A 22,214-nucleotide genomic window follows, 5' to 3' on the forward strand; every position below is an offset into this window, starting at 1 on the left:
TACATAGAAATGAGCAAAGCTTTATGTTGGACAAGAAAGGACGAACTCAATGAATAAAAAGTTTACTTTTTTCCTGTTCCCGGCTCTCTTTATTCTTCTTGCAGCGGCATCCAGCTTCGATTTTTCCTCTCGCAGGCTCTTGGAGGAAAAGACCTCTTTAACGACTATTGAACCAGATAGTGAACCTGTGTTAGCTGAATCAACAGACCAAAATAAATTCATTCAATCTAAAAATTTCAAAGTAGAGGAGGAATTAGTTCAGCGCGAGGAAGTAGATGATTATATGGTTGAAACCTATCGTGAATATGAGGTCTACACTGATAGTCAAGGGAATGAACAAGAAAGGATTCCAACCTCGAATTACAGCTACATCCGCTATCATAAATGACTTCACTGATACTTAGTTACGTAACACGATTATCCTTTACCTGAGTTTTGTGTATGTTGACGACGGCAATAAACTATTTAAGGGAGTTGCATTTTCATGAACAGTAAACAAAATGCTCAGAGTTTTTTATTCTCTGAGCATAAAAATATACCTCTAAAAAAGAAAAAAAACTTAATGATTCCTTTTCTGCTTAATAGGGACATACAGATTCACTTTGCATTTCCCTTCTGGATCTTCAGCGGGATTATTTAAATTAAATTCAAGATTATCCCGATCCTCATCTGCCTGATACACACTTTTGAGCACTCTCCAAACATATATTGATAAGCTTCGTTCAACTTCACAGCTGTATCATAAAATGCATACAAAGCCTATAAACGGCTATCTAATGTTTTAAATTGCATGTCTTTATATTTTTCCCTTTCAACTTTTTTCGGGATGGTCACACAAGCATCATGACGGCGCTGCTGCTCTTCGACGAAATCAGGATTGTCTAAGGATACTCCTGTAAAAGACTGCTGGGCGGAAAAAGCCCATTTTGAATAGCCCAATTGACCAATGTTCCCCAATGGTCTTGAGACTCAAAATAACTTCCAGTACGGCGATTGAACGCTACTTCATATTTGGGTAACTCTCTAATTTTGATCTCCGTCTTTTAGCCCTCTGTAAATCTTTTCATTGTCCTCTTTACTTTTCTATAAGAAGGGTGTCCTATTATTTGATTGCAGCGGCCGTATTCTCTTTATGGAAGACGTTCGCCTGTTCAAATGCAGTCATTTCACAATAGAAAAAGTACTTGCTCACCCATTTTTCATTCAACCAAGGAGCGTTAATTTTGCAACGCGGATACCTTTTTTCTTCATTATTACATACGCAAATTTCTACGTTTTATGACATTTTCGTCTGGCCGCCATGTCGACTATTCGCCTCTGTCAACGTATAGGTTGTGCAGCTCCAATGATGCCGATCGGTTTTTTTGTTCCCTTGCCAGCCTGCTTTTAATAGTTCCCGGGCAATGAACTGATTAAAAACTCCGTGCCCCACTAAAAAAACGTGTTCATATTTGGCCGCTAACCTCATTAACCGATCACTCGCCTTAGTCGCTCTTTCTTTTATTTCCTTTATAGATTCTTTCTCTCCTTTGTATCCCATCAGCCAAGCACAACGGTGATAAACCGCCCAAAAAGACGGAGGAGCCTTTACATTAAAAAAAGCAAATTTTGAAACGGGCATTTCCGCTTCCCGAAAAAGCGAATCTGAAATCGTCAAACAATTTGTATCAAGCCTCGCTGCTGATTGGATAGACCGACATAAAGTGCTGGAGATCAGCAGCTTTGCTTCTTGTGCTTTCTTTTTCGTTTGTGCCGGCACAACGATTTCTTGAATAATCCCTGCTTTATCATAATCATCAACCCATTTGGCAAATTCAGAACAAGAAATAGCTGACTTGTCTGTGTGACTGGATTTCCCATGCCTCATCAGCGTAATTTCCATCCTCTCACTTCCCTTATACCTTTTCCTTAAAAAACATTTCCCGGAAAATATTATTTGAATATTCTTTCAAATTTATATAACTTTCAATTCCAATTTAGGATTTCACTGTATTTATTTTCCTATAACGGAAACCACTTTTCAAGGATATGCTCGCTTATTTGTATTTTTCTTCTTCCATTATGTTTGTTCTAAAGTCTACCGGGAATAGAGTAATATTCCTTCATTTAAATTTAACAACTAGGAGGTTTTATCATGAGAGACAACGGCATGGAAGATAAATTAAAAGGAATGGGAAACAAAATGAAAGGCGGGGCAAAAGAAGCTTGGGGAAATGTGACAAATGACGAACGAACAAGAGCAGAAGGAAAAGCCGATCAGCTAAAAGGAAAATTTCAAGAAACAGTAGGAAAGGCAAAAGATAAGCTAAATGATTAATCTTAAATAAAGCAAGCCGCTTAAACATCTTAGTTTAAAGCGGCTTGTTTTGTTTTTTCGACATTTTATTCATCATTGACGGATTAACTCGAAAATTTTCCTCTTAAAAAGCCAATCTTGAGAACGGGTTTTTTTTATTTTTTGCCTTATAATAAAAAAGAATATGGCAACTGGAGGAATGTTTATGGCTATTTGGGAACGCTTTGATTTTTCACGTACAGCAACAGTGAACACATTAGAGAAAATTGATGAAAAGAAATGGGATCAGCAGCCTGATGGGTTTTCCAATACGATCAAATGGAATGCCGGTCATATTTATCTCGTTATGGAGGCTTTAATAACGAAAGCCGCTCCTGACTTGGAAACAAACATTCAGGAATACGCTCCATTTTTCAGCCCGGGTACGAAGCCTTCGGACTGGCCTGACACGGTACCTTCAAAAGAACAAGTGATCCAACTGCTCGTTGATCAGCAAAAACGAATTCAAAAACATTTTGAAGGCCGCCTGTCAGATCAACCAGCCAATGAAATTATGATCGGCCCACTCAAACTGGAAACCATTGATGACTTGCTGAATTTTCTTTTGTTCCACGAAGGAATGCATTTAGGAACGATACAAGCGCAAATGAGGCTAGTATAACAAACAAAGGCTTGCCTGGAGAAACGTTCTTTCCGGGCAAGCCTCTTCATTTTTATTTATCCTTTTATCCCTTGAAGCCACTCAGCGTAACACTCTGTACACATCGTTTCCTCGCGCTCTTTATTTTCGTGAAAAAAAGAAATATGGTGGACTCGCTGCTCCTTCAAGTCGTCGTCACAATAAAAGCATGTATGATTCATTTTGCTATCATCCTTTTGTATGAAATGTCTTTGGGAGGACAACTTTATTTTTTCCGTTCTGTTTCGAAAAATTACAGAAAAAAAAGGATTTCATAAAAAGGGATAGCCATATTGATTAGTTACATGTGCATGTCGACATTGAATCAAAATTTAAACTGTCAAGAAAGGCAACTTAAAAAATTTAGCTAATGTCACTGTATTGAAAACGAAGAGATCATCATTTTACCCAGTAATTAATTAGGACAAGAGTAAGATAAAATTCAGCAGACTCCTTATCCCTGTTTGCCTAGACGCTCGTACTGCCCCGATTTATCTTGTTCATTTGGATGTATGAAATTCCGCTGCTCCTGTAATACTAAAAAAGCAGAGCTAATTTATATATAAATTAGCTCTGCTTTTTATCCAGTCAATCTCTTTCTCTTGCCCTCTGCGCATCTCTAATATTCTTCTGAATCGTGATGGCTGCAAATAAGCTTAAAACAAATGCCATACCATAGAATCCCTTTTCACTTAAAACAATACTTGTCGCGTTATACAAACCAATGGCCATTAAAGCAACAGATACAATAAATGCAAACCAACTAATACCATAATAAATATTTGTGACTGGTATTCCCTCATACTTATCTCTTACTGCTTTTTGTAAGGATACCGCTGAGTAGAGTCCGAATACTAAAATGGCAAAGTAATATCCTTTTTCATTCAGCTGCATCGACGCGTTATACAAACCAATAAGATAAGTGATCACCCCTACTAATAGCGCTGCCCAAGATGCGCCTTTAAATGCTGGAGTGGGTTCTCCCTCTTTTCTCTCTACTTTCATTTTTGTATCATCTTGTTTTCCCTTATCTAATAAAATCTCATTTTCATTTGCCATTGAATGTTTCTCCCCCGTCTTTTGATCGAATGTAGATCGAAGCAGTTACTTTTTAACCCTTCTCCCTGGATCTACCACATATCATCCATTTGCAATGAATACATTCTTTTCGCTTGACGATGCATCATCCAAATGGCTCGCTTTCTCTCATGTTTTTCAATTTTTTCAAAAGAAAACCACTTTTTCTTTATCATATCAATTTTCTTTTTAGATGGGTACCTTTTTATGGATGAACAGTTATTTTATCCTATAAAAAGCATTTAGGAATGGAGATAAAGTCTATCTTCCCTACTACAGGATTGCTGAAAACGTTTGTCTTTCAAGGCGCGATACTTGATGAGGAGCAAAGTGATCATAATGGTCACGAGCCACAAGGAAAGCGAGCGTTTGCCAACAAACAGAGCGCATCACTTCTACTTGAGAAGTATGCGCTCTGTGAAATTCCCTCTATCTTTAGTTGTCTTTTTCATGATCCATTCCAGCAATTCCGGTTTCGATCTAGGAATGGTTTCCATTTTTTGTGTTTCGTCTATTTGAAGAGCTGCGTAGACTTCCATAATCCACGGTCGTTCTAAATGACAGTCTGCTAATAGTTCAGGCTTATTGAAGATATCAACTGTCCTTCCAAACGCCTGGATGCTTCCTTGCTTCATCACTAATATTTCATCAGCCCATTCATAAGCAAAGTCCACATCATGTGTTGAGAGCATAATCGTCGTCTCCTCATGATGCCAGTCTGTCAGCAAATGCAGGATTTTTCTTGCATAGTATGGATCGAGACCGGCTGTTGGCTCATCGAGCACAAGAAGTTTGGGCTGCATGGCTAAAACGCTGGCAATTGCTGCCCGCTTTTTCTGTCCAATGCTTAAAAAGTGAGGCGGTTTGTGTTGGAATTCTAATACTCCCGTCTGCTCCATCGCCTGTTTTGCCGCCTGCTCGATACGCTCCTGCTCCCATTCTAAATTGCTCGGGCCATAAAGAACATCTTCCCGAACCGTTGGCGAGAAAAGCTGCGTATCAGGATTTTGAAAAACTAATCCGACTTGTCTGCGCAGTTCCTGCAGCTGCTTTCGTTTGTAGGTAAAAGGCGATCCATTAAACAAAAGCTGGCCTTCCGTTGGCCGGAGCAGCCCATTCAAATGAAGAAAGAGCGTCGACTTTCCTGCCCCGTTATTGCCAAGCACGGCGATCTTCCGTCCTGCCGTAATCGTTAGAGAAACCTCATGAAGCGCTTTTGTTCCATCTGTATAGTGATAACTAACCTCTTTTAATTCGATCATTTTATGCCATCCTTTATCGATTGTTAGAAAAATAACCCGATGCTGCACGACAGAAAAAATAATACTAAGACGAGCCCGCAGGCATAGGGACGCAGCGTATATTCAGACGCTCCTTTTCTCTTTACGTCCGCTCCTCCCCGCGCATCTACCGCCATTTGAACGGCTCTTGCCTCTCTCATCGTTTGCACAAATAAATTGGCTGTTAAACTAGACAAGGAGTGAAGCGAAGAACGCCAACCGCTGTAGCCAGCCCGGGATTTTTGCGCTTTATAGGTTTCCTCGGCTTTGACAATCAGCACGAAGATAAACCGGTACGTAACAGCTGTCAGATCAACAAACACTTGGGGAACACGCAAAGTGTACAGGACGAGTGCAATCCCTTGAAAAGGCGTCGTTAATATAAAAAAGTACATACAGCTGACAGCTGCATAGGCAGACAAGCATAAAACAACCGCCTGTTTCAGGGCGGAAGAAGAAATATAGGCATGCCATCCTAGAACGTCATGGCTTTGAATGAAGGCATCTGTATCGGTTCCGCTCGGAGCGATGGACACAAGGAGAGGTAGAATGCTCATGAGCAAAAAAACGAGCGGCAGGCTCAGTAAGTGTACATAGCACCGCCAAGGAACCCTCGCTCCTAACACGGCGGCCATGCCCATTAAAAGAAAAACAAAAATGGACACTATCATCTCTTTTAAAAAGAGCACTAAAAACAAATGGGAAAAAGCAAATAATGCTTTTTCCACGGGGTGCCAGCCTGCTAAGCGATTGTGATGAGCAAAGTAATCAATGGCTCTCATTGCAGCCGTTCTGCTGCTTTCTCTTCCAATTTCTTTTTCATTCGGCCGGCGCCAATAAAGTAGCCGATGAATAAAGCACCGACCGCTGCTTGCAGCACAAACAGCAAGCTTTCAACTTCCCCGCTTGGCGGCTCCCAAAGAGCGTCAAACCAAGGTGTGTAATCTGGATTAATTTCTGTAATGGCTTCTTCTGCTTCACCGTCCGCCCCATTAAATTCAGCAGCTCGATTCATAACAAGCGGTGCAGCGGCCAGGAGAACGACTAGCATGAATAACAGAATATTTTTCACGATTTACGCTCCCTTCCCGACAATGCTCAGTAGTTTTAATTCATTTTCGTTGTATTTCATCAGCCAATTCATCACGATCACCGTGAGGATTCCTTCACATACTGCAAGCGAGACTTGTGTAAGCGAGAAAATACCGGCAAACTTAGCAAATGAAGCGAATACGCCGCCAACCTCAGCTGGAAAAGCAAGCGCCAGCTGAAATGAAGTCACTGTGTATGTACCTAAATCGCCAAAAAAGGCAGATAGAAAAACGGCTGCCGCAAAGCTAATATGGAGTTTTCTGCAGCCTTTATACACAGCATACGTAATGAGGGGCCCCGCGACCGCCATTGAAAATGCATTGGCGCCTAGCGTCGTTAATCCGCCGTGGGCTAGCAGCAACGCTTGAAATAGCAAAACGATCGTTCCAAGGACGGTCATGGCCAGCGGGCCGAATAAAACGGTACCAAGTCCTACACCGGTTGGGTGGGAACTGCTCCCTGTAACAGACGGAATTTTTAAGGCAGATAATACAAAAGTAAAAGCTCCCGCAAGACCGAGCATCATTTTCGTCTCTGGATGCTGTTTCATTGTCTTTTGAATCGATCTCACGCCTGCTGCGATAAAGGGAATGGCTAGAACCCACCAAAAAATCGCCCATTTTAACGGAAGAAACCCTTCCATAATATGCATAGCGGCCACTGGCTGCAGTGAACTGATCCAAAAATAACAGACAAGAGCCATTGTTGCGATGGCTAATTTATGTATGTTACGCATATCGTCACCTTCCCAATATAATTGTGTGTTTAGAGGATTATCGGCTGCTGTAAGTTCACTGACTCAAACCAGCTGATTTTTTCTCTAAGCTGAACGACTTCCCCAATAAGGACGATGGCCGGATTTGAAATGTGACATTCCTTTGCTTTTTGCTCAAGCGACGACAACTCTCCGATAACGGTTCGCTGCTCAGCGGTCGTTCCCCATTCGATCAGAGCAGCAGGGGTAGAGGGCTTTTTTCCATGGCGGATAAGCTGAGTACAGATGTGCGCTAGGTTACCGACTCCCATGTAAAACGCAATCGTATCTATTCCTTGAGCAAGCGCCTGCCAATTAATGTGATCTTCTCCCTTTTGTTCTCGTCCGTGGGCGGTCACAATCGCAAAGCTTGAAGCGTGATCGCGGTGGGTAATCGGAATCCCTGCATAAGCAGGAGCCGCAATGCCTGCTGTAATACCAGGGACAATTTCAAAAGGAATGCCGCTGATCGCCAGCTCCTCCGCTTCTTCACCCACTCGGCCAAACACACACGGGTCTCCTCCTTTCAAGCGAACAACGATCAAGCCCTGTTCTGCTTTTTCTACGAGAAGCCGATTAATTTGCTCTTGAATGAGGGCGTGCTTACCAGGAAGCTTGCCGCAGAAAATCAGTTCAGCTCCCGGCTTCGCATAAGCGAGTAATTCTTTATTCACAAGCCGATCATACGCAATCACATCTGCCTTTTGCAGACATTCCATTCCTTTTACCGTAATCAATTTAGGGTCACCCGGACCGGCACCCACTAAAAATACTTTTCCTGTTGTCATTGCATTTCCCTCCAATCACGTACGATTTCTGTCAATAGCTGATCTCTTTCAGCAGGAGAAGCTGCCTTCGCCTTTTCTTCAAAAGCTGAACTGGCCAACCTTTTTAACATCATTTTCCTGCCAGAGGAATCCGGGCATAGTCGTTTAACGGCAGCCCGGCACTCGTCCAAAAAGGTTACATAAGAAATATACGAAGCATCGAACTGCTCCTTCAGCTCCTGAATGATCCTTTTGCTTAACGCCGGGCTCGCTCCATGTGTGCTGACTGCTACACAAAGCTTGTCTTTTTTAAATGAAGCCGGCACGATAAAACTGCTTTCTTTCGGATCATCCACCCGATTGACGAGCTGATAGGAAGAAGCACTGCGCTGAATAAACTCGTTCGTTTCCTGGCTATTTGTAGCAGCAATTACGATAAAAGCATCTGTCAAATCAGCCGGTGCAAACTCTTTCTTTCGCCACTTTATCTCGTGGACATCCAGCAGCTCCTCCATCGCTTCCGCTATCTCGGGGCTGATCACTTCCACTAGTGCCCCTGCTTCGATAAGAGAACGAGCTTTTCGAACCGCAACGGATCCTCCTCCTACCACGACTGCTTTTTTGCCGGCAATGTTAAGCATCACCGGATAAAGCATAGCTTTCACTCCCAATGCCTTGTTCTTCCTTATACTTCTCACATGCTTCCACAAACCGCTCAGCCATCTCCGGTGAAGAAGCAAAATGAAAATGAATGTAACTCGCCGCTACATTATGAACGAGACATCCTTCTGCTTTCGTCCCTCTTCTTCCGGCCGATTGCCAAGCGGCCGGAAGTGAATCATCTGCAGTGAAAGTTGAATAGTGAAATTCATGCCCTCGCGCCTTTTCCCCAACAGGTAAGAGAAAATTCGGCTCTAATCCCGTTAACTCGCGATAGCCAAGGGCCGCGAGCTTCTTTTGCATCTTAACCTTCCCTGGAATAATACCTGCCATCGGATACAACTGCCCTTCTGTATCCTCAATCGCTTGAGTTAGATACATAAAGCCACCGCATTCAGCAAGTACTGGCATTCCCTTTTCTACAGCTACACGAATAGATTCTTTCACATTTTGATTCTCAGCGAGCTGGGCAGCAAACTCTTCTGGAAAGCCGCCGCCAATATATAAACCAGCGGTATCTTCTGGGACAGGTTCCCCGGCAAGCGGTGAGAAAAAAGAGAGCTCGGCGCCATTTGCTTTTAACAGCTCTACATTCTCCTCGTAATAAAAATTAAAAGCTGCATCCCGGGCAACAGCCATCTTAACAGTGGCCGATTTTTTCTTTGTAAAGATCGTCTCTGGCTTCTCTTCTATTAGAGTGGTTTCGGCTATTTTCCAAACTTCATCTAGATCGATCGTGGCTGAAATAAGCTCACCAAGTGTATGAAAAAGCTCATCCAGTTCTCCTCTTTCTACTGAAGGAACCAAGCCGAGATGGCGCTCTGGAATAGCGGCGGCTGTGTTTTTCTTTAAATAACCAACGACCGGTAGCCCGCATTCTTGTTCAATCGCTGCTTTCACAATTTGGTAGTGGCTCTCACTTCCGACCTGATTCGCAATCACACCGGCAATGTTTCCTGCCTTGTCCATCACCTGAAATCCTTTGACGACGGCAGCCGCACTGCGTGCCATACTGGCACAATTCACGACTAGTAAAACCGGGCAATCAAGCAGACGGCTCAGGTCAGCCGAGCTGCCTTCATCTGTGAGCGGATCGCGGCCGTCAAAATAGCCCATGACTCCTTCTAGGATCGATAAGTCTGCTCCGGCTGCGCCTCTTGCATAGACCTCTTTGACGGTTTCCTGATCCATCATCCAGCTGTCAAGATTGCGGGAAGGCCTGCCGGTGACCGCCGTATGGTAAGCCGGATCAATATAATCGGGACCGCATTTAAACCCTTGTACAACCTGGCCTCGCGCATGAAAAGCCGCCATTAAGCCAAGGGTAACCGTTGTTTTGCCCGCGCCGCTGCTCGTCCCGGCAATCATTATTCTTCTTTGCCTCACGTTCCTTCCCCCTTTCTAATAGGAAATGAGTCCAACTGAAATGGTGACATTTCCTGATTTTTTCTTCGTAAGCAGCAGCTCATCATTTCCGCTGCAAAGCATAGCGGCCGGTTCGCTCACTCCGTAAGCACCCGTAAATTTATAGACCGTTTCGGACGGTTGAGAAATCTCTTTTTGATTCAATTCTTCTGGCCTGAAGTATACGAATTCCCAGCGGTATTTCCGCACCACTTCAAGCAATCCGGCTTCATCCTTTTTCAAGTCAATCGTTGCGATCGCTTTGACGCTTTTCATGCTTACCTTTAACTCACTCAATGTTTCTTCGATCACTTGTTCAATTTCCTCTGCAGCGGTACCGCGATTGCAGCCAATACCAAGAACGAGCACTTTCGGACGAAACAACACGCCGTTCGTTAAAATGATCTCTTCTTCTTTTTCCAGCTGCCGGTGCGTGACGACAAGAGCAGCCGCCGGTTTTTCAGCCAGCGCTTTTTGAATAGAAGAAAAAACATGAATCGTGTCCGGCATCGGTGTATCATACATCCACCAGTTTTTCTCACCGGATTCCTGCACGACTGCGACCTTTTCTTCGTTCACCACTGCCGCACTCACTGGTGTCAGCTTTTCATCTGATTCCCACACCCAGCCAAAGCGGCGGCCGAATAAATCAACTGGAATGGTTTTTTGCACATCAGAAGCAGTGGTCACAACCGGATAGGCTCCAATGAGGGCAGCCACTTCCCGTGCCAGCTCGTTCGCTCCGCCGATATGGCCCGAAAGAACACTGATCACATGCTCTCCTTTATCATCGACGACCACCACACCCGGGTCCGTCTTTTTATCCTTCAAAATAGGGGCGATCATCCGGACAACCGCACCGAGAGAAATAATAAGAATCAGCCCTTTATACTTGGCAAACAGCTCTGGCAGCAGCAAACGGACAGAGCCTTCGAATAGGGTAATCCCTTGCCCGCTTTCATCCCCCTGCTCAAACTTCTTCATGTAATAAAGGTCGCTGCCGGGAAAGACAGCATGAATTCTTCGCGCGAGCTGGGTCCCATGCTTCGTGATCGCCACAATGGCATAGTCCCCTGTTGCGGTCACCTCTGGCAAATGGTGAGCCTCTGTTTTGACCGTCACGATTTCACCCCCCGGCGGTAGCCATGCGTGAACTCTTTATCATATAACTTAGAACGAAAATCCTTTTCATGAATCGCCGGGTCAAGCGCCCAGCCTGCTAAGATCATTGCTTGTTTGCGAATGCCGTTTTTTCTCATATCTTCATCCAGATTCTCGACAGTCGTACGCACGATTTTTTCATCCGGCCATGTTGCTTTATAAACGACCGCTACCGGCGTTTCCGGTGCCCACCCTGCGTCCATTAACTCTCTCATGACTTTCTTTGTCAGCGTGGCGCTAAGGAAAAAAGCGATCGTGCAGTGATGCTTCGCTAAATCGGCTAATTTCTCCCGATCCGGCACCGGCGTACGCCCTTCTGCTCTCGTTAAAATAACGGTTTGGGTTAAATCAGGAATCGTTAGCTCCGCACCCGCACTGGCCGCCGCCGCAAAAACAGAGCTGACACCAGGCACGATTTCAATATCGACGCCTTTTTCTTTTAACAGCGTCATTTGCTCCATAATCGCCCCGTATACAGCCGGGTCGCCCGTATGAAGCCGAACGACTTTTTTGCCCGCCTGCAAATGCTCAATCATCACGTCCACCATCTCTTCCAAATGCATGCCGGCTGTCTTTAAAATTTCTGCTTCGGGCTTGGCTTCTTGAAACACGTCTTCATTTACGAGAGAATCAGCGTATAAAATGACGTCCGCTTCTTTGATCAGCCGCAGCCCCCTGACGGTAATTAAATCGGCCGCTCCCGGACCTGCTCCGACGATAAACAGCTTCATTTTCTCACCACCATTAAAGTCAGATACTCCGGCTCAGCGCCTTCGAGTTCTTCCATGCTCCACACAATCTCTTCTTCTGAGGTTACTTTGGAAACGACTTTTGCCTTATCGGTTAAATTCAACTCTTTTAAAATCTGAAGCATTAAATCTATTACTTTAGCGACTTTAATAAAGATGATGCAGTCATGTTCTTCAATCGCTTTTTTCATTGCTTCATAGTCATCCTTCGCTGGCACAATCGCAACGAGATCATCGCCGTCCGCAAGCGGCAATGAAAGCCGTGCGGCTGCTCCGTTGATAGAGGAAATGCCCGGAATGACTTTCATGCTGACATTCCCGTAGCGTTCCTTCATCACATTCATCATATGTATAAACGTACTATAGAGAAGCGGGTCCCCTTCCGTAATAAAAGCGACATCTTTTCCTTCACTCAGTTTTTCCCAGACCGCTTCTGCGGTTGCATTCCATTCCCGCTCTAAAATCGCCGGATCCTTCGTCATCGGAAACACAAGGCCGAGCATATCCTTTTCGGATGGATCCACATAAGCATCGATGATTTTCCGTGCATAGCTTTTGCTGCCTTTCCTTTTTTTCGGGTAAGCAATAACCGATGACTCCTGCAGTGCCCGAAAAGCTTTTACTGTAATCAATTCCGGGTCGCCGGGTCCTGCACCTACTCCATATAATGTGCCTGTCGTCATGACTGGTCCTCCTTCATCCTTTTGGCTGTGATAATATAAACCGGGTTTAACCCTTCCATTCTCGTTAAATGTAAAATTGGTTTGCTTCTCGCTATTTGGGCGAGTGTGATGTCTACTTGAAAGCCGCGCTCTTTAAGAGCCTGCTGCGCTTCAGATAAATTTTCAAGAGTCACGACATTCATCACAATCGTCCCGGCATCTTTTAAACGGCTGCAGCATTCATCAAAAATCCCATTGATATTTCCAGCTGTCCCACCGATGAATACCGCATCTGGATCAGGAAAGCTTTCCAATCCTTCAGGGGCTTTTCCATGCACGGCTGTAATATCTGTCCGGAATTTCGCGAAATTTTCTCTGGCATTTTCAAGGTCTTCTTCGTTCTTTTCAATGGCATAGACAGCCCCTTCTGAAGCAATTTTAGCGGCTTCGATGGCAACTGAGCCGGTACATGTGCCGATATCCCAGACGACACTATTTTGATGAAGGTTCATCTGGCCAATCGTGAGCACCCGGATTTCCTTTTTCGTCAGCAAGCCCTTATCCGGCTTTCTTTGGACAAATTCTTCATCAGGAATCCCAAGCGGCCATCGCTTCGGCTTCTCTACCTGTTTTAAAATCACTACATTTAACGGTGAGAATTCCCCCTTTTCCATCTCCGCTAATGACAGCCAGCGGCAGCGTTCCTGTTCGCCGCCAAGGTTCTCAGCTACGAATGCTTTGTACTCATTTATGCCAAAAAAAGTTAAATACCGGGCAATCGCTTGAGGAGAATTCACTTCATCCGTTAACAAAGCAACCTTTTCTTTGCCATCGAGCCGCTGGGCAAGACCCGTTATTTTACGTCCATGCAGGCTGATGACGGCTGCATCGCTCCAGCTTTCGCCCATTCTGGCAAAAGCGAGCTGTACAGAGCTCGGCTGCGGATAAATATCCACTTCTGCCTCTTTTGACAAATAACCGCCCACTCCGTAAAACAACGGATCGCCAGAGGCGAGCACAACGGTTTTTCCTTGCTGTGGTTCTCGCAGCTTTTCTTTTAACTCCCGTAAATTCCCTTTAATCGTAAAAGTCTCTCCCTCATAATCAGAAAAAAATGCGAGCTGCCGTTCCCCTCCAGCCAACAAGTCTGCCTCGTTGATCCATTTTTCATAAAGAGCCGGCAAGCCTTTTCGGCCGTCGTCCCCTATGCCAATAATCTTGATCCGTTCACCCATGACATTCCGCCTTTCCTAAACATTCACCTTTAAACGTGTATAAAGTAGTTTCAATCTCCATCCCGCCGCCTACTTCCTTCAGCGCATGCTCACAACAGCTGGCGCACAGAATATCGAAAAAACGATAGTGGCCGGCCGCCGCCATTAACTCCCCGGCATGGGAAGCGGTATTCGCTCCTCTTACTTCTTCTACTTCCTCCGGGGAGGCTCCAGCCTGCAGCGCTGTTTCGGCCAAAAAATTAAAATCGACAGGCGCGCTTTTCGAATGGACCATCATCACTCCCTGAGCAACTTTAGAAAACTTGCCCATCATGCCGACCATGGACACCCTCTTGATGCCGAGCCGTTTGCAATGCTTGAGGGTAAAACCGATAAAGTCCCCCATTTCAATGAATGCTTCTTCTTTTAACTCCGGCAATTGCTGGATGGCGTATTTCTCACTCCGCCCGCCTGTTGTGATCGCCACATGATCACAGCCGCCAGCTCGTGCGACTTGCACCGCCTGAATAATGCTCGCTTTATAAGCAGCTGTGGAAAAAGGCATGACAATTCCGCGTGTGCCTAAAATCGAAATGCCGCCGATAATGCCAAGCCTTCCATTGAGCGTTTTCTTAGCCATCTCTTCACCGCCGGGAACCGAGATAATGATCTTTAAGCCTTCTGTTCTGTTGAAATCCGTTAAGATTTTTTCGGCCTCTGATAAAATCATTTTTCTTGGCACCGGGTTAATCGCCGCTTGGCCGACCTCGACAGCCAGCCCCGGCTTCGTTGCCCGGCCCACCCCTTCACCGCCGTCAAGTTCAATGCCGGGTTCTTCTTTTAAGATCACTTCCGCATAAATAATAGCTCCGTGCGTAACATCTGGATCGTCTCCAGCATCTTTTTTAATCGCGGCTATTGCCCGGTCTTCTTTTACTTCGCACTTCTCAACAGCAAAAGTGGCGAACACTTTGGCCGGAAGAAAGATCGTCGCTGTTTCCTGTTTTTCTCCGGATAACAGCGAAACGAGTGCCGCTTGAACAGCAGCCGTAGCGCAGGCACCGGTCGTATAGCCTTTTCTTAGCGGTTTTTCTTCCTTCTTTTCTTCCGTTTTCATCGTCATTCTTGTTGCGCAAGCAGGGACAAAGCGTTGACAGCAGCAACTGTCACTGTGCTTCCGCCTTTTCTTCCGATGTTCGTGATAAACGGAATATCGAGCTTGGCGAGCTCTTCTTTTGACTCAGCTGCTGAGACAAAGCCGACAGGCAAACCGATAATCAGGCTTGGCTTGGCGATTCCCTCTTTCACAAGCCGAATCAGTTCAAGCAAAGCGGTCGGTGCATTGCCGATCGCATAGATACCTCCGTCCGCTTCTGCTGTAGCTTTACGCATAGACACAATCGCTCTCGTTGTATTCAGTCTTTTCGCTTCTTCCATTACATCCTCATCAGAAATGTAAACGTGGGTACTGCCGCCGAATTTTTCAATTCTTGGCTTGCTGACACCTGACTGTACCATTTGCACATCACAGATAATCCGTTCTCCGTTCCGGATTGCTTCGATTCCTGCTTGGATGGCATTCGGATGAAACAGCATGCTTTTTCCAAGCTCAAAGTCAGCCGAAGCATGCACGACACGCTGTACGACTTTGTATTCTTCAGCTGTCAATGAATGCGGGCCAAATTCCTCTGTAATAATGTCAAAGCTAAGTCCTTCAATTTCCATCGGCTGAACCGTTTCCGGCTTAAATTCTGTTTTAAAATCCAACTCGTTCTCCCCCTCTAATCTCGAATGTCAAAAGCATGTCCCGTACTTCTTCAAAGCTCGAACAGCGGTTTTTGTAGTTGATCGCCGGCCGTTCGATCACAATCGTTTCGATGCCCAGCTCTTTAGCCGCTTCAATTTTTTGATCAACTGAGCCCCGCTGCCCGCTCGCTTTTGTCACCATGCACGTTACGTTGTACTGTTCATACAGTGCCTGATCAAAGGCTTTCGTGAATGGACCTTGAATAGCGACAATATTTTTCTGCGGCAAGCCCAGCTGTTCACATTTCTCCATATTGTCCTTTCGCGGCAGCATCCGGCACACAAGGCGAATGTCCTCAATCGGCAGCAATTTCTCGGTAAAAATCGCCAATGTCTTGCTGCCTGTCGTCAGCATCACTGTTCCTTTCGCCTTGGCTGCCCTGTCAGCGGCTTCTTCATATGTAGACACGTACGTAATGAGCGGTGATTCTTGAAAATTTTGTTCTTTTCTTTCAAAGCGAATGTAAGGAACGCCAGCTCGTTCTGCCGCTTCCATCGCGTTTTTAGACGCTTCTTCTGCAAATGGGTGGCTCGCATCCACAATAGCCGCTGCTTCTTTTTCTAAAACAAAGGCTTGCATCGCTTCGGCATCCATGCGTCCGGCAAAGGCCGGAACAGCCATCTGCTCCAGTTCTTTCACCGCATTCTCGGTGACGACCGAGGCAATGAGCCGATGCCCTTCCCGCTGTAAAGTGACCGCAAGCTCCCGCGCATCACTTGTCCCCGCTAAAAAGAAAATCATTTGACTGTTGCCGCCTCACTTTCTCCCTCATGGCTATGGTCATGAGGATGATCGTGGTGGTGATCATGATCGTGGTCATGATGATGGTGATGGTCAATATGCTCCATCGCTTCAAAACGGTATTGGCATGTATCACAATTCATGTACACTTCACCTTTCAACACTTCCTCCACCCGGTCTTTCACGACGATTTTTAACTTAGGGTGAAAACCAAAGTACTCGGCAAGCGAGAAGGAAATTCCTGGATAAGCTACACGAAACTGCTCTGTCATGTTCTCCAGCCGCTTGATTAAAACACCCGTAAACAAGAAGTAAGGAAGAATAATGACTTTTTCTGCACCAAGACGGATCGTTTTCTCTACTGTTTCCTCCAAGCTTGGCGACGTGACACCAATAAAGGCCGTTTCAATAATTGGAACTCGCAGCTTCTCCCATAACAACCGGGTGATCTTGAATAAATCACTATTGGCATCAGCATCGCTGCCGCCCCGTCCGAGTAAAATCACAGCCGTTTTCTCATCCGATCCTTCTTTGTAATCACCCGTTTCTAGCACACGGTTTTTACAAATATCCACCGCTTCGTAATGAATCCCGATTGGCTTGCCGTATGTAAACCGAACTGCCGGGTATTTCTCCTTCGCCTCGTCAATTTCATGAGGAATATGTATTTTAGAGTGTCCGGCTGGCAGCAGCATGAGCGGAACAAGCGCAACAGACGTCGCTCCTTTTGTCACACATGTATCGATCCCTTTTGTAATGTTCGGCTGTTCAAATTCTAAAAAACAAGTTTCATAGATAACACCTTTCTCAAGCTCTGGAATAAGCTCATCAATAAATTGCCTGATTTGTTCATTTCCTTCTGGATCCCGGCTCCCATGGCCGACAAATAAAACTGCCTTCATCTGCTTTCCGCTCCTTTAATCCCCACAGGGTGCAGGTTCAAGATTTATTTTTGGTTCCATATCACGATAATCAAAGTTTTGGATCTTTTTTACACGTTTAAAATATTTAAAGAATCGCTCATTCGGATGGCCTTTTTCTTTATATTCCGCAATAATCTCCTCCAACAATGGAACGAGTGCCTCTGGCTCCACTCCTTCAGCAACAGGCTGTCCAGCGTGAGCTGTCCGGCCGACGGTCTTCGCTCCTAGGAATAAATCAAACTTGCCTTTGCGAAATACGATGCCGATGTCATCTTTCACTGCCCCGTAGCAGGCCATTCCGCAGCCGTTCAACCCTATTTTCAGTTCTTTCGGCATGTCTAGACCGTCGAACTTCTCATGCAGCTGTTCAGCGTATGGAATCGCATCTTTCTTTTCACCATCACAGAAGTCACAGGCTTTCACCGTTACAACATCCCCAATAGGCGAAAGCAAGAAGCCGGCATCCTGTAAAGAAGCTGTTATGAGCTCAGGATCTTCTGTCGGCACTCGCAAAATCACTTGGTGGTGAGGTGTGTACTCGATAGACCCTTTTTCTCCTGCTGCCTTCGAGAGAACGAGCAGCTGCTCAGCTGAAAACATCTTATTCGCTACTCCCGGGCTGACAGCTACTTCGAAAATGGATTCGATCTTCTGCTTGAATAGCGGCCGGCTCGCCTCCTGTTTCTCTTGTCCGTCTAAAAGGCGAAGCGCCTGCATTCCAAGCTTGTATAAATCCGTTTTTTCCTCTTGTCCACCGTGAAGAGCCCACGGCTCATTTTTCGGCTTTAATCGTTCATGCGGTCTTAGCGGCTGCTTTTCTGATGTCAGTGTATATTTACGCTGATAGCCTCGTGGCGTGATCATCTTGTTGTCATAAAGGAACGTTGTTGAATTACCGATAATGACTGTGGTCAGCATGCCAATATCGTGATCGAGCATATTTTTAAGGTCGGTTATGACCACTTGCTCTCTTTCCCGGTAAGCACTTTTTACGAGACCGACCGGTGTATCCGGTGAACGATGCTTTAGTAAAATGCGCTGTGCTTCTACAATTTGTCTCGTTCTTCTGCCGCTCTTTGGATTGTACAGAGCGATGACAAAATCTGCTGCACCGGCCGCATCGATCCGCTTGGCAATTAACTCCCACGGTGTTAAATGATCACTTAAGCTAATCGTACAAGCGTCGTGCATGACGGGAGCGCCAAGGAGAGAGGCGCAAGAATTTATCGCTGAAATGCCTGGAACAATTTCTACGCCGACACCCTCTGCCTCTTTCCAGCCTTGTTCAACGAGCACTTCATAGACGAGTCCTGCCATGCCGTACACGCCGGCATCTCCGCTTGAAATGACCGCCACTGTTTTGCCTTCTTCCGCTAATTTGACGGCTGCCTGCGCGCGGCTCACTTCTTCCGACATTCCCGTGCTAATGATCTCTTTTCCTTCAATAAATTCTGCAATTAAATCGACGTATGTTTTATAACCGATAATACAGTCACTTTCCCTAAGTGCTTCTTTCGCCCGTTCTGTAATGTGTTCTGCGCTGCCCGGCCCAAATCCGACAACTACTAGTTTCCCCTTCATTCCGTTCGCCCTCCTGTACTTACTTTACTGTTTGCTTTTCTTTCTCTTTGGCCACACCGGTTACACGTTCATTTTGAAGAATCATTCCCTTTTCGTGATAAGTGTACGTCAGAGCTTCTTCAACCGGCTTGCCTTCGTGAAGATGAGCGGCAACAATTTTCTCCGCGAGCTGTTCATCCACCTCGTGGTACCATGTGCCTTCCGGATAGACGATGACCACACAAGCATCTTTGCAGCGGCCATTGCATCTCGTTCTTGTCGTGTGAACACGGACATCCAGCTCCCGTTTTTTTATTTCCTCCCTGATAGCCTGTGTTACTTCTTCTCCGCCTTTTCTCATACAGCTCGATCCGTTGCAAATCAATACGTGATGGTTCATTTCTGACAAGTCCCATGTTGCCATCTTCTCCACTCCTTTTTAGAAAAAATAAAAAAGTCCTTAACTTCAGAAGAAGTTAAGGACTAAGCGCTATGTATGCAAGCTACTAAAGGAACAGGCAAACACCCGGGCATGCCGGTACCGTTCCATGCAGTCATCCTGTTCTTCCCTCCGAAGAATGATGGTTCGAAGAAGAAAGCAGGTCTCCTGGCTTACGGGTCACTTTACTCTTGTCCCTTCCCGGCATTACGCCAGTGGCTGTTGACAATTTCATCACCGTTTACAGTAGCGGGGGCTGCATCGGACTTTCACCGATTTCCCTATTATCCCGGGGATTGACTCCCCGGGCACTCTCCTCTTGTTATTCAATTTTATGTAGTTCATCCTAATTTTTCTAAATCTCAAACTCCTTTATTAGATTAGCAGGAAAGTCTTCTATTTGACAAGCACATTTTTTAAATGGGTCTAATGACCGCTTTTCCAGACTCTTATTTTTGAATGGAATAGAAGTCAAAATAAATGGATTCCAGCCAGCAGTTTGAGCGATCAGCTTTTTTATTTCCTCCACCTTTTTATCAAGAGAACGATCCTTTGTATTAAAAAGCAAGCCGAGCACAGTGCCACTGTGACCAACGACCACTCCTGCTTCGAAGCGAGCAGCTAGTTCAACAAAAAAGGAAAAGAAAGGCTTTGGCAAGAAACGCTCATTTAGTGTAGCGCTTCTTGTAGCAGCTGTCAGCACATCTTCAGTTTTGCCGAGAGACAACCCAGCATACATTTGCTCGTACGCTTGCCGCATTTCTTCGCGCTCTGCTGCTGTGTATTCTCTTTTTATTTCATAACAATCGGATGTATTTACGCGCCCACCGCTATCATAGCCAAGCAAAAACAACTCTGGCGGAGAAGAAAAAGACTCTAACAGTTCACCCGTCCGCTGATTGAAGGAAACAATTCCTTCATACATCACGCCATCCGTTGGTTCAATGGCAGCTGCAATGCCAGCTATATCAGATGTATCAAACTGAACATCAAAACTGTCAGCAACCGCCCGCACTGCCGCGGTAATATCAGCCGAGCTGCTCGCCATCCCTTTTCCAGTTGGCAGCTGTGACTGAGCATAGAGCCTGCCACCGGCTCGAACACCAATCCGGTCAAGTGTCAGTTCCACGGCCCGTATCATTTTTTCCTGGTGGGGGCGGCTGCTTGTCACGGCAGATATTTTTTGAGGAACAAACACAACTTGGCTTCTAAGCGGCACTGGCAAAGTGAACAAAAAGGGATGATCATCCACTTCTCCTTGCGCCAGTTCTCCAAACGTGCCAAAGCACCTGCCTACTCCTTTTTTCATCAGCTGCTTCCCTCCTTCAGAAAGAATGAAAAATTTGCGATAACTTATTATAGACCGTTTCTTTCTCTATTCCAATTACGTATCACCCGTTATTTACTAAAGGTTTATTTTAAATTTGAATTTTATACATACTGAATCAAGATAAATTAAAATATCATTGACACAATAAGTCGCCGTTATTTAAAATAAGGTTAACATTTATGGATTGTTCTATTCTGCTTGGAGGGATACATATGTCTGCTCAACATGAAAAATTAAGAATGATGTTAACAGCGGCTCTTTTCGCTGCGATCATCGGGATTTTCGCTCAAATTACCATTCCTTTACCGCTCGTTCCCATTACAGGACAAACGTTGGCGATCGGTTTAGCAGCTACCATTCTCGGTTCTCGATACGGAGCGCTGTCAGCTCTTCTGTATATGCTGATCGGAGCAGTCGGCCTTCCGGTTTTCTCTGGTATGTCTGGCGGAATGGGCATTATTTTTGGACCAACCGGCGGGTACATTATCAGCTTTATTCTCTCTGCCTTCTTTATCGGCTGGTATATCGAAAAAACAAAGCCTGCCGTTTTCCACGCTTTTATCGCTAATATTATTGGCATGATCATTAATCTAGCTTTCGGTACAGTCTGGTTAAAGATTTTTGCCCAGCTCGGTTGGGCAGAAGCTTTTGCGGCCGGATTTGCTCCGTTTATCATTGGCGGAATTATTAAAGCATTGCTCGCTTCATGGATCGGTATCCAAGTTCGGAAACGTTTAACTTCGGCACGTCTGCTGCCGCAATCAGTTCGTAATCATACCGCTTAATGGCGTAAAAGAGCTGCCTTACAAGTCAGTCGTTTAAGACTCACTGTAAGACAGCTCTTTTTATTTAGGTTCTATTTGAAATTGAAAGTTTTTTTCTCCAACAAGTTTACCTTGGAGATACGTTCTTTCCGCAAATGTAACGTGATTCGTCCGGTCTATGATCAAGACGGTCGACGACCTTGTACCGTAGTGTTCACTGTTGATAAAAAGCGGTGAAAGCTTTCTTTCCCACTCAAGCGGCACACCTGTCTTAGGCAGCGCCTCATCTAGAGCCCATTCGTCGTCCTGCAAGAACGAAAACAAACACTCCGGATCAAGCGTCGATGAGTGATGCAAGCATTGTTCAAGGTACGCTTTTCCTTTTTCTGATTTTGGCCATGGCGTATTCAAAAAGGCATTGCTTAAGCTATGTGTGCCGGGAAGAACTGTCTCTATCCCAGCTTTTTTGTTGCTATAATACCACAGCTCATCCGCTGTGCCAGCGAGTACATTAAAGCCTGGATATTGATTGCTTTGCTGCTGGAGTTGAGTCATGAATATTTCTGGCGGCTGTGAATCAGCCAAAAAAGAGCGGATAATTTCCCCGCGAGATCGCTTTCCCTCTATTTTTTCCGAAGGGTCGCGAAAATTTGTCAGTGCTGCAATTCGACCACTTGTTGTGACACCGAGCCACGTCCCCATCTTTTCAAGGTCACGCCCGGCTAGAATACGAGGCGCGTCCTGCCAATAATGAGCTTGTTGGGTAGGGCGCACGAAAGATTCATCCCGATTAGCCGCCATCACCAATTTATATCGGTCGTTCGGCTGAAAACAAAAGTTAATTAAACACATATG

27 protein-coding genes, 1 pseudogene and 1 riboswitch are annotated in these 22,214 nt (G+C 45.4%); of the genes and pseudogenes, 4 read left to right on the forward strand and 24 right to left on the reverse strand.

Annotated features, from left to right (window positions below):
* The first annotated feature begins 49 nt into the window (after positions 1-49).
* Entirely contained in the window at positions 50-388 is a 339-nt protein-coding gene (locus tag A8F95_RS14485; RefSeq protein ID WP_065411147.1) for a hypothetical protein, read from the forward strand.
* A gap of 171 nt (positions 389-559) precedes the next feature.
* On the opposite strand, the pseudogene A8F95_RS14490 reads toward A8F95_RS14485, so the two are convergent.
* Together A8F95_RS14490 and A8F95_RS14495 are read right to left on the reverse strand one after the other, a co-directional pair.
* A pseudogene (locus tag A8F95_RS14490) lies at positions 560-1,034 on the reverse strand (AraC family transcriptional regulator).
* Between the two features lie 242 nt (positions 1,035-1,276).
* The gene (locus A8F95_RS14495) at positions 1,277-1,882 is read right to left on the reverse strand and encodes a histidine phosphatase family protein (protein ID WP_065411148.1); all 606 of its coding nucleotides are present in this window, start codon (positions 1,880-1,882) and stop codon (positions 1,277-1,279) included.
* A gap of 252 nt (positions 1,883-2,134) precedes the next feature.
* Here A8F95_RS14495 and A8F95_RS14500 point away from each other — a divergent pair, with 252 nt between their 5' ends.
* Together A8F95_RS14500 and A8F95_RS14505 are read left to right on the forward strand one after the other, a co-directional pair.
* Positions 2,135-2,317 (forward strand): CsbD family protein, encoded by a 183-nt coding sequence (locus A8F95_RS14500; RefSeq protein WP_065411149.1) that lies wholly within the window; start codon positions 2,135-2,137, stop codon positions 2,315-2,317.
* Between the two features lie 184 nt (positions 2,318-2,501).
* Entirely contained in the window at positions 2,502-2,957 is a 456-nt protein-coding gene (locus A8F95_RS14505) for a DinB family protein (RefSeq protein WP_065411150.1), read from the forward strand.
* Positions 2,958-3,013: 56 nt separating this feature from the next.
* On the opposite strand, the gene A8F95_RS22565 is transcribed toward A8F95_RS14505, so the two are convergent.
* The 21 genes from A8F95_RS22565 to A8F95_RS14605 form a co-directional block, all read right to left on the reverse strand.
* Positions 3,014-3,157 (reverse strand): hypothetical protein, encoded by a 144-nt coding sequence (locus A8F95_RS22565; protein WP_176713713.1) that lies wholly within the window; start codon positions 3,155-3,157, stop codon positions 3,014-3,016.
* A 406-nt stretch (positions 3,158-3,563) separates the two neighbouring features.
* Positions 3,564-4,034 (reverse strand): inner membrane protein YiaA, encoded by a 471-nt coding sequence (gene yiaA, locus A8F95_RS14515; RefSeq protein WP_065411152.1) that lies wholly within the window; start codon positions 4,032-4,034, stop codon positions 3,564-3,566.
* 71 nt (positions 4,035-4,105) lie between these two features.
* Positions 4,106-4,228: a hypothetical protein gene (locus tag A8F95_RS23240; protein WP_281181781.1), complete on the reverse strand. Its 123-nt coding sequence runs from the start codon at positions 4,226-4,228 to the stop codon at positions 4,106-4,108.
* Between the two features lie 219 nt (positions 4,229-4,447).
* Complete coding sequence (locus A8F95_RS14520) at positions 4,448-5,314, reverse strand: energy-coupling factor ABC transporter ATP-binding protein (protein ID WP_065411153.1); 867 nt, start codon at positions 5,312-5,314, stop codon at positions 4,448-4,450.
* A gap of 23 nt (positions 5,315-5,337) precedes the next feature.
* Positions 5,338-6,114, reverse strand: coding sequence for a cobalt ECF transporter T component CbiQ (gene cbiQ, locus A8F95_RS14525; protein WP_065411154.1), 777 nt, complete (start codon positions 6,112-6,114; stop codon positions 5,338-5,340).
* Positions 6,111-6,407: an energy-coupling factor ABC transporter substrate-binding protein gene (locus A8F95_RS14530; RefSeq protein WP_176713729.1), complete on the reverse strand. Its 297-nt coding sequence runs from the start codon at positions 6,405-6,407 to the stop codon at positions 6,111-6,113. The genes cbiQ and A8F95_RS14530 overlap by 4 nt, the downstream gene beginning before the upstream one ends.
* Positions 6,408-7,160, reverse strand: coding sequence for an energy-coupling factor ABC transporter permease (locus A8F95_RS14535; RefSeq protein ID WP_065411155.1), 753 nt, complete (start codon positions 7,158-7,160; stop codon positions 6,408-6,410).
* 29 nt (positions 7,161-7,189) lie between these two features.
* Positions 7,190-7,966, reverse strand: coding sequence for a uroporphyrinogen-III C-methyltransferase (gene cobA, locus A8F95_RS14540; protein WP_065411156.1), 777 nt, complete (start codon positions 7,964-7,966; stop codon positions 7,190-7,192).
* Positions 7,963-8,601, reverse strand: coding sequence for a precorrin-2 dehydrogenase/sirohydrochlorin ferrochelatase family protein (locus A8F95_RS14545; protein WP_065411157.1), 639 nt, complete (start codon positions 8,599-8,601; stop codon positions 7,963-7,965). Before A8F95_RS14545 ends, cobA begins: the two co-directional genes overlap by 4 nt.
* Complete coding sequence (locus tag A8F95_RS14550) at positions 8,579-9,973, reverse strand: cobyrinic acid a,c-diamide synthase CobB (RefSeq protein ID WP_065411359.1); 1,395 nt, start codon at positions 9,971-9,973, stop codon at positions 8,579-8,581. Before A8F95_RS14550 ends, A8F95_RS14545 begins: the two co-directional genes overlap by 23 nt.
* A gap of 33 nt (positions 9,974-10,006) precedes the next feature.
* Positions 10,007-11,131 carry a cobalt-precorrin 5A hydrolase gene (locus A8F95_RS14555; RefSeq protein WP_245671352.1) on the reverse strand — a complete coding sequence of 375 codons (1,125 nt, stop codon included), beginning with the start codon at positions 11,129-11,131 and terminating at the stop codon, positions 10,007-10,009.
* On the reverse strand, positions 11,128-11,901 hold the full coding sequence (gene cobM, locus A8F95_RS14560; protein WP_065411158.1) for a precorrin-4 C(11)-methyltransferase: 774 nt from the start codon (positions 11,899-11,901) through the stop codon (positions 11,128-11,130). Before cobM ends, A8F95_RS14555 begins: the two co-directional genes overlap by 4 nt.
* Positions 11,898-12,602: a precorrin-2 C(20)-methyltransferase gene (cobI, locus tag A8F95_RS14565; RefSeq protein WP_065411159.1), complete on the reverse strand. Its 705-nt coding sequence runs from the start codon at positions 12,600-12,602 to the stop codon at positions 11,898-11,900. The genes cobM and cobI overlap by 4 nt, the downstream gene beginning before the upstream one ends.
* A complete protein-coding gene (locus A8F95_RS14570) occupies positions 12,599-13,816 on the reverse strand; it encodes a bifunctional cobalt-precorrin-7 (C(5))-methyltransferase/cobalt-precorrin-6B (C(15))-methyltransferase (protein WP_065411160.1) in 1,218 nt (405 codons plus the stop codon). Before A8F95_RS14570 ends, cobI begins: the two co-directional genes overlap by 4 nt.
* Positions 13,809-14,912 (reverse strand): cobalt-precorrin-5B (C(1))-methyltransferase, encoded by a 1,104-nt coding sequence (locus tag A8F95_RS14575; RefSeq protein WP_065411161.1) that lies wholly within the window; start codon positions 14,910-14,912, stop codon positions 13,809-13,811. The genes A8F95_RS14570 and A8F95_RS14575 overlap by 8 nt, the downstream gene beginning before the upstream one ends.
* A gap of 2 nt (positions 14,913-14,914) precedes the next feature.
* A complete protein-coding gene (locus tag A8F95_RS14580; protein WP_065411162.1) occupies positions 14,915-15,562 on the reverse strand; it encodes a precorrin-8X methylmutase in 648 nt (215 codons plus the stop codon).
* Positions 15,552-16,343, reverse strand: a complete 792-nt coding sequence (gene cobK, locus A8F95_RS14585; RefSeq protein WP_065411163.1) for a precorrin-6A reductase — start codon at positions 16,341-16,343, stop codon at positions 15,552-15,554. The genes A8F95_RS14580 and cobK overlap by 11 nt, the downstream gene beginning before the upstream one ends.
* Entirely contained in the window at positions 16,340-17,245 is a 906-nt protein-coding gene (locus A8F95_RS14590) for a sirohydrochlorin chelatase (protein WP_065411164.1), read from the reverse strand. Before A8F95_RS14590 ends, cobK begins: the two co-directional genes overlap by 4 nt.
* Before the next feature lie 15 nt (positions 17,246-17,260).
* Entirely contained in the window at positions 17,261-18,847 is a 1,587-nt protein-coding gene (gene cobJ, locus A8F95_RS14595) for a precorrin-3B C(17)-methyltransferase (protein ID WP_065411165.1), read from the reverse strand.
* Positions 18,848-18,866: 19 nt separating this feature from the next.
* Complete coding sequence (locus A8F95_RS14600) at positions 18,867-19,250, reverse strand: (2Fe-2S) ferredoxin domain-containing protein (protein ID WP_065411166.1); 384 nt, start codon at positions 19,248-19,250, stop codon at positions 18,867-18,869.
* 156 nt (positions 19,251-19,406) lie between these two features.
* Positions 19,407-19,596: riboswitch (cobalamin riboswitch) on the reverse strand.
* 24 nt (positions 19,597-19,620) lie between these two features.
* On the reverse strand, positions 19,621-20,574 hold the full coding sequence (locus A8F95_RS14605) for a GHMP family kinase ATP-binding protein (protein WP_065411167.1): 954 nt from the start codon (positions 20,572-20,574) through the stop codon (positions 19,621-19,623).
* 233 nt (positions 20,575-20,807) lie between these two features.
* Between A8F95_RS14605 and A8F95_RS14610 the strand changes: the two genes are divergently transcribed.
* Positions 20,808-21,380 carry a biotin transporter BioY gene (locus A8F95_RS14610; protein WP_065411168.1) on the forward strand — a complete coding sequence of 191 codons (573 nt, stop codon included), beginning with the start codon at positions 20,808-20,810 and terminating at the stop codon, positions 21,378-21,380.
* 60 nt (positions 21,381-21,440) lie between these two features.
* Here the strand turns inward: A8F95_RS14610 and A8F95_RS14615 are convergent, their stop codons facing one another.
* Positions 21,441-22,211: an NRDE family protein gene (locus tag A8F95_RS14615; RefSeq protein ID WP_065411169.1), complete on the reverse strand. Its 771-nt coding sequence runs from the start codon at positions 22,209-22,211 to the stop codon at positions 21,441-21,443.
* Positions 22,212-22,214 lie beyond the last annotated feature (3 nt).

The organism is Pseudobacillus wudalianchiensis, from assembly GCF_001685015.1.
Classification (GTDB): Bacteria; Bacillota; Bacilli; order Bacillales; family Domibacillaceae; genus Pseudobacillus; species Pseudobacillus wudalianchiensis.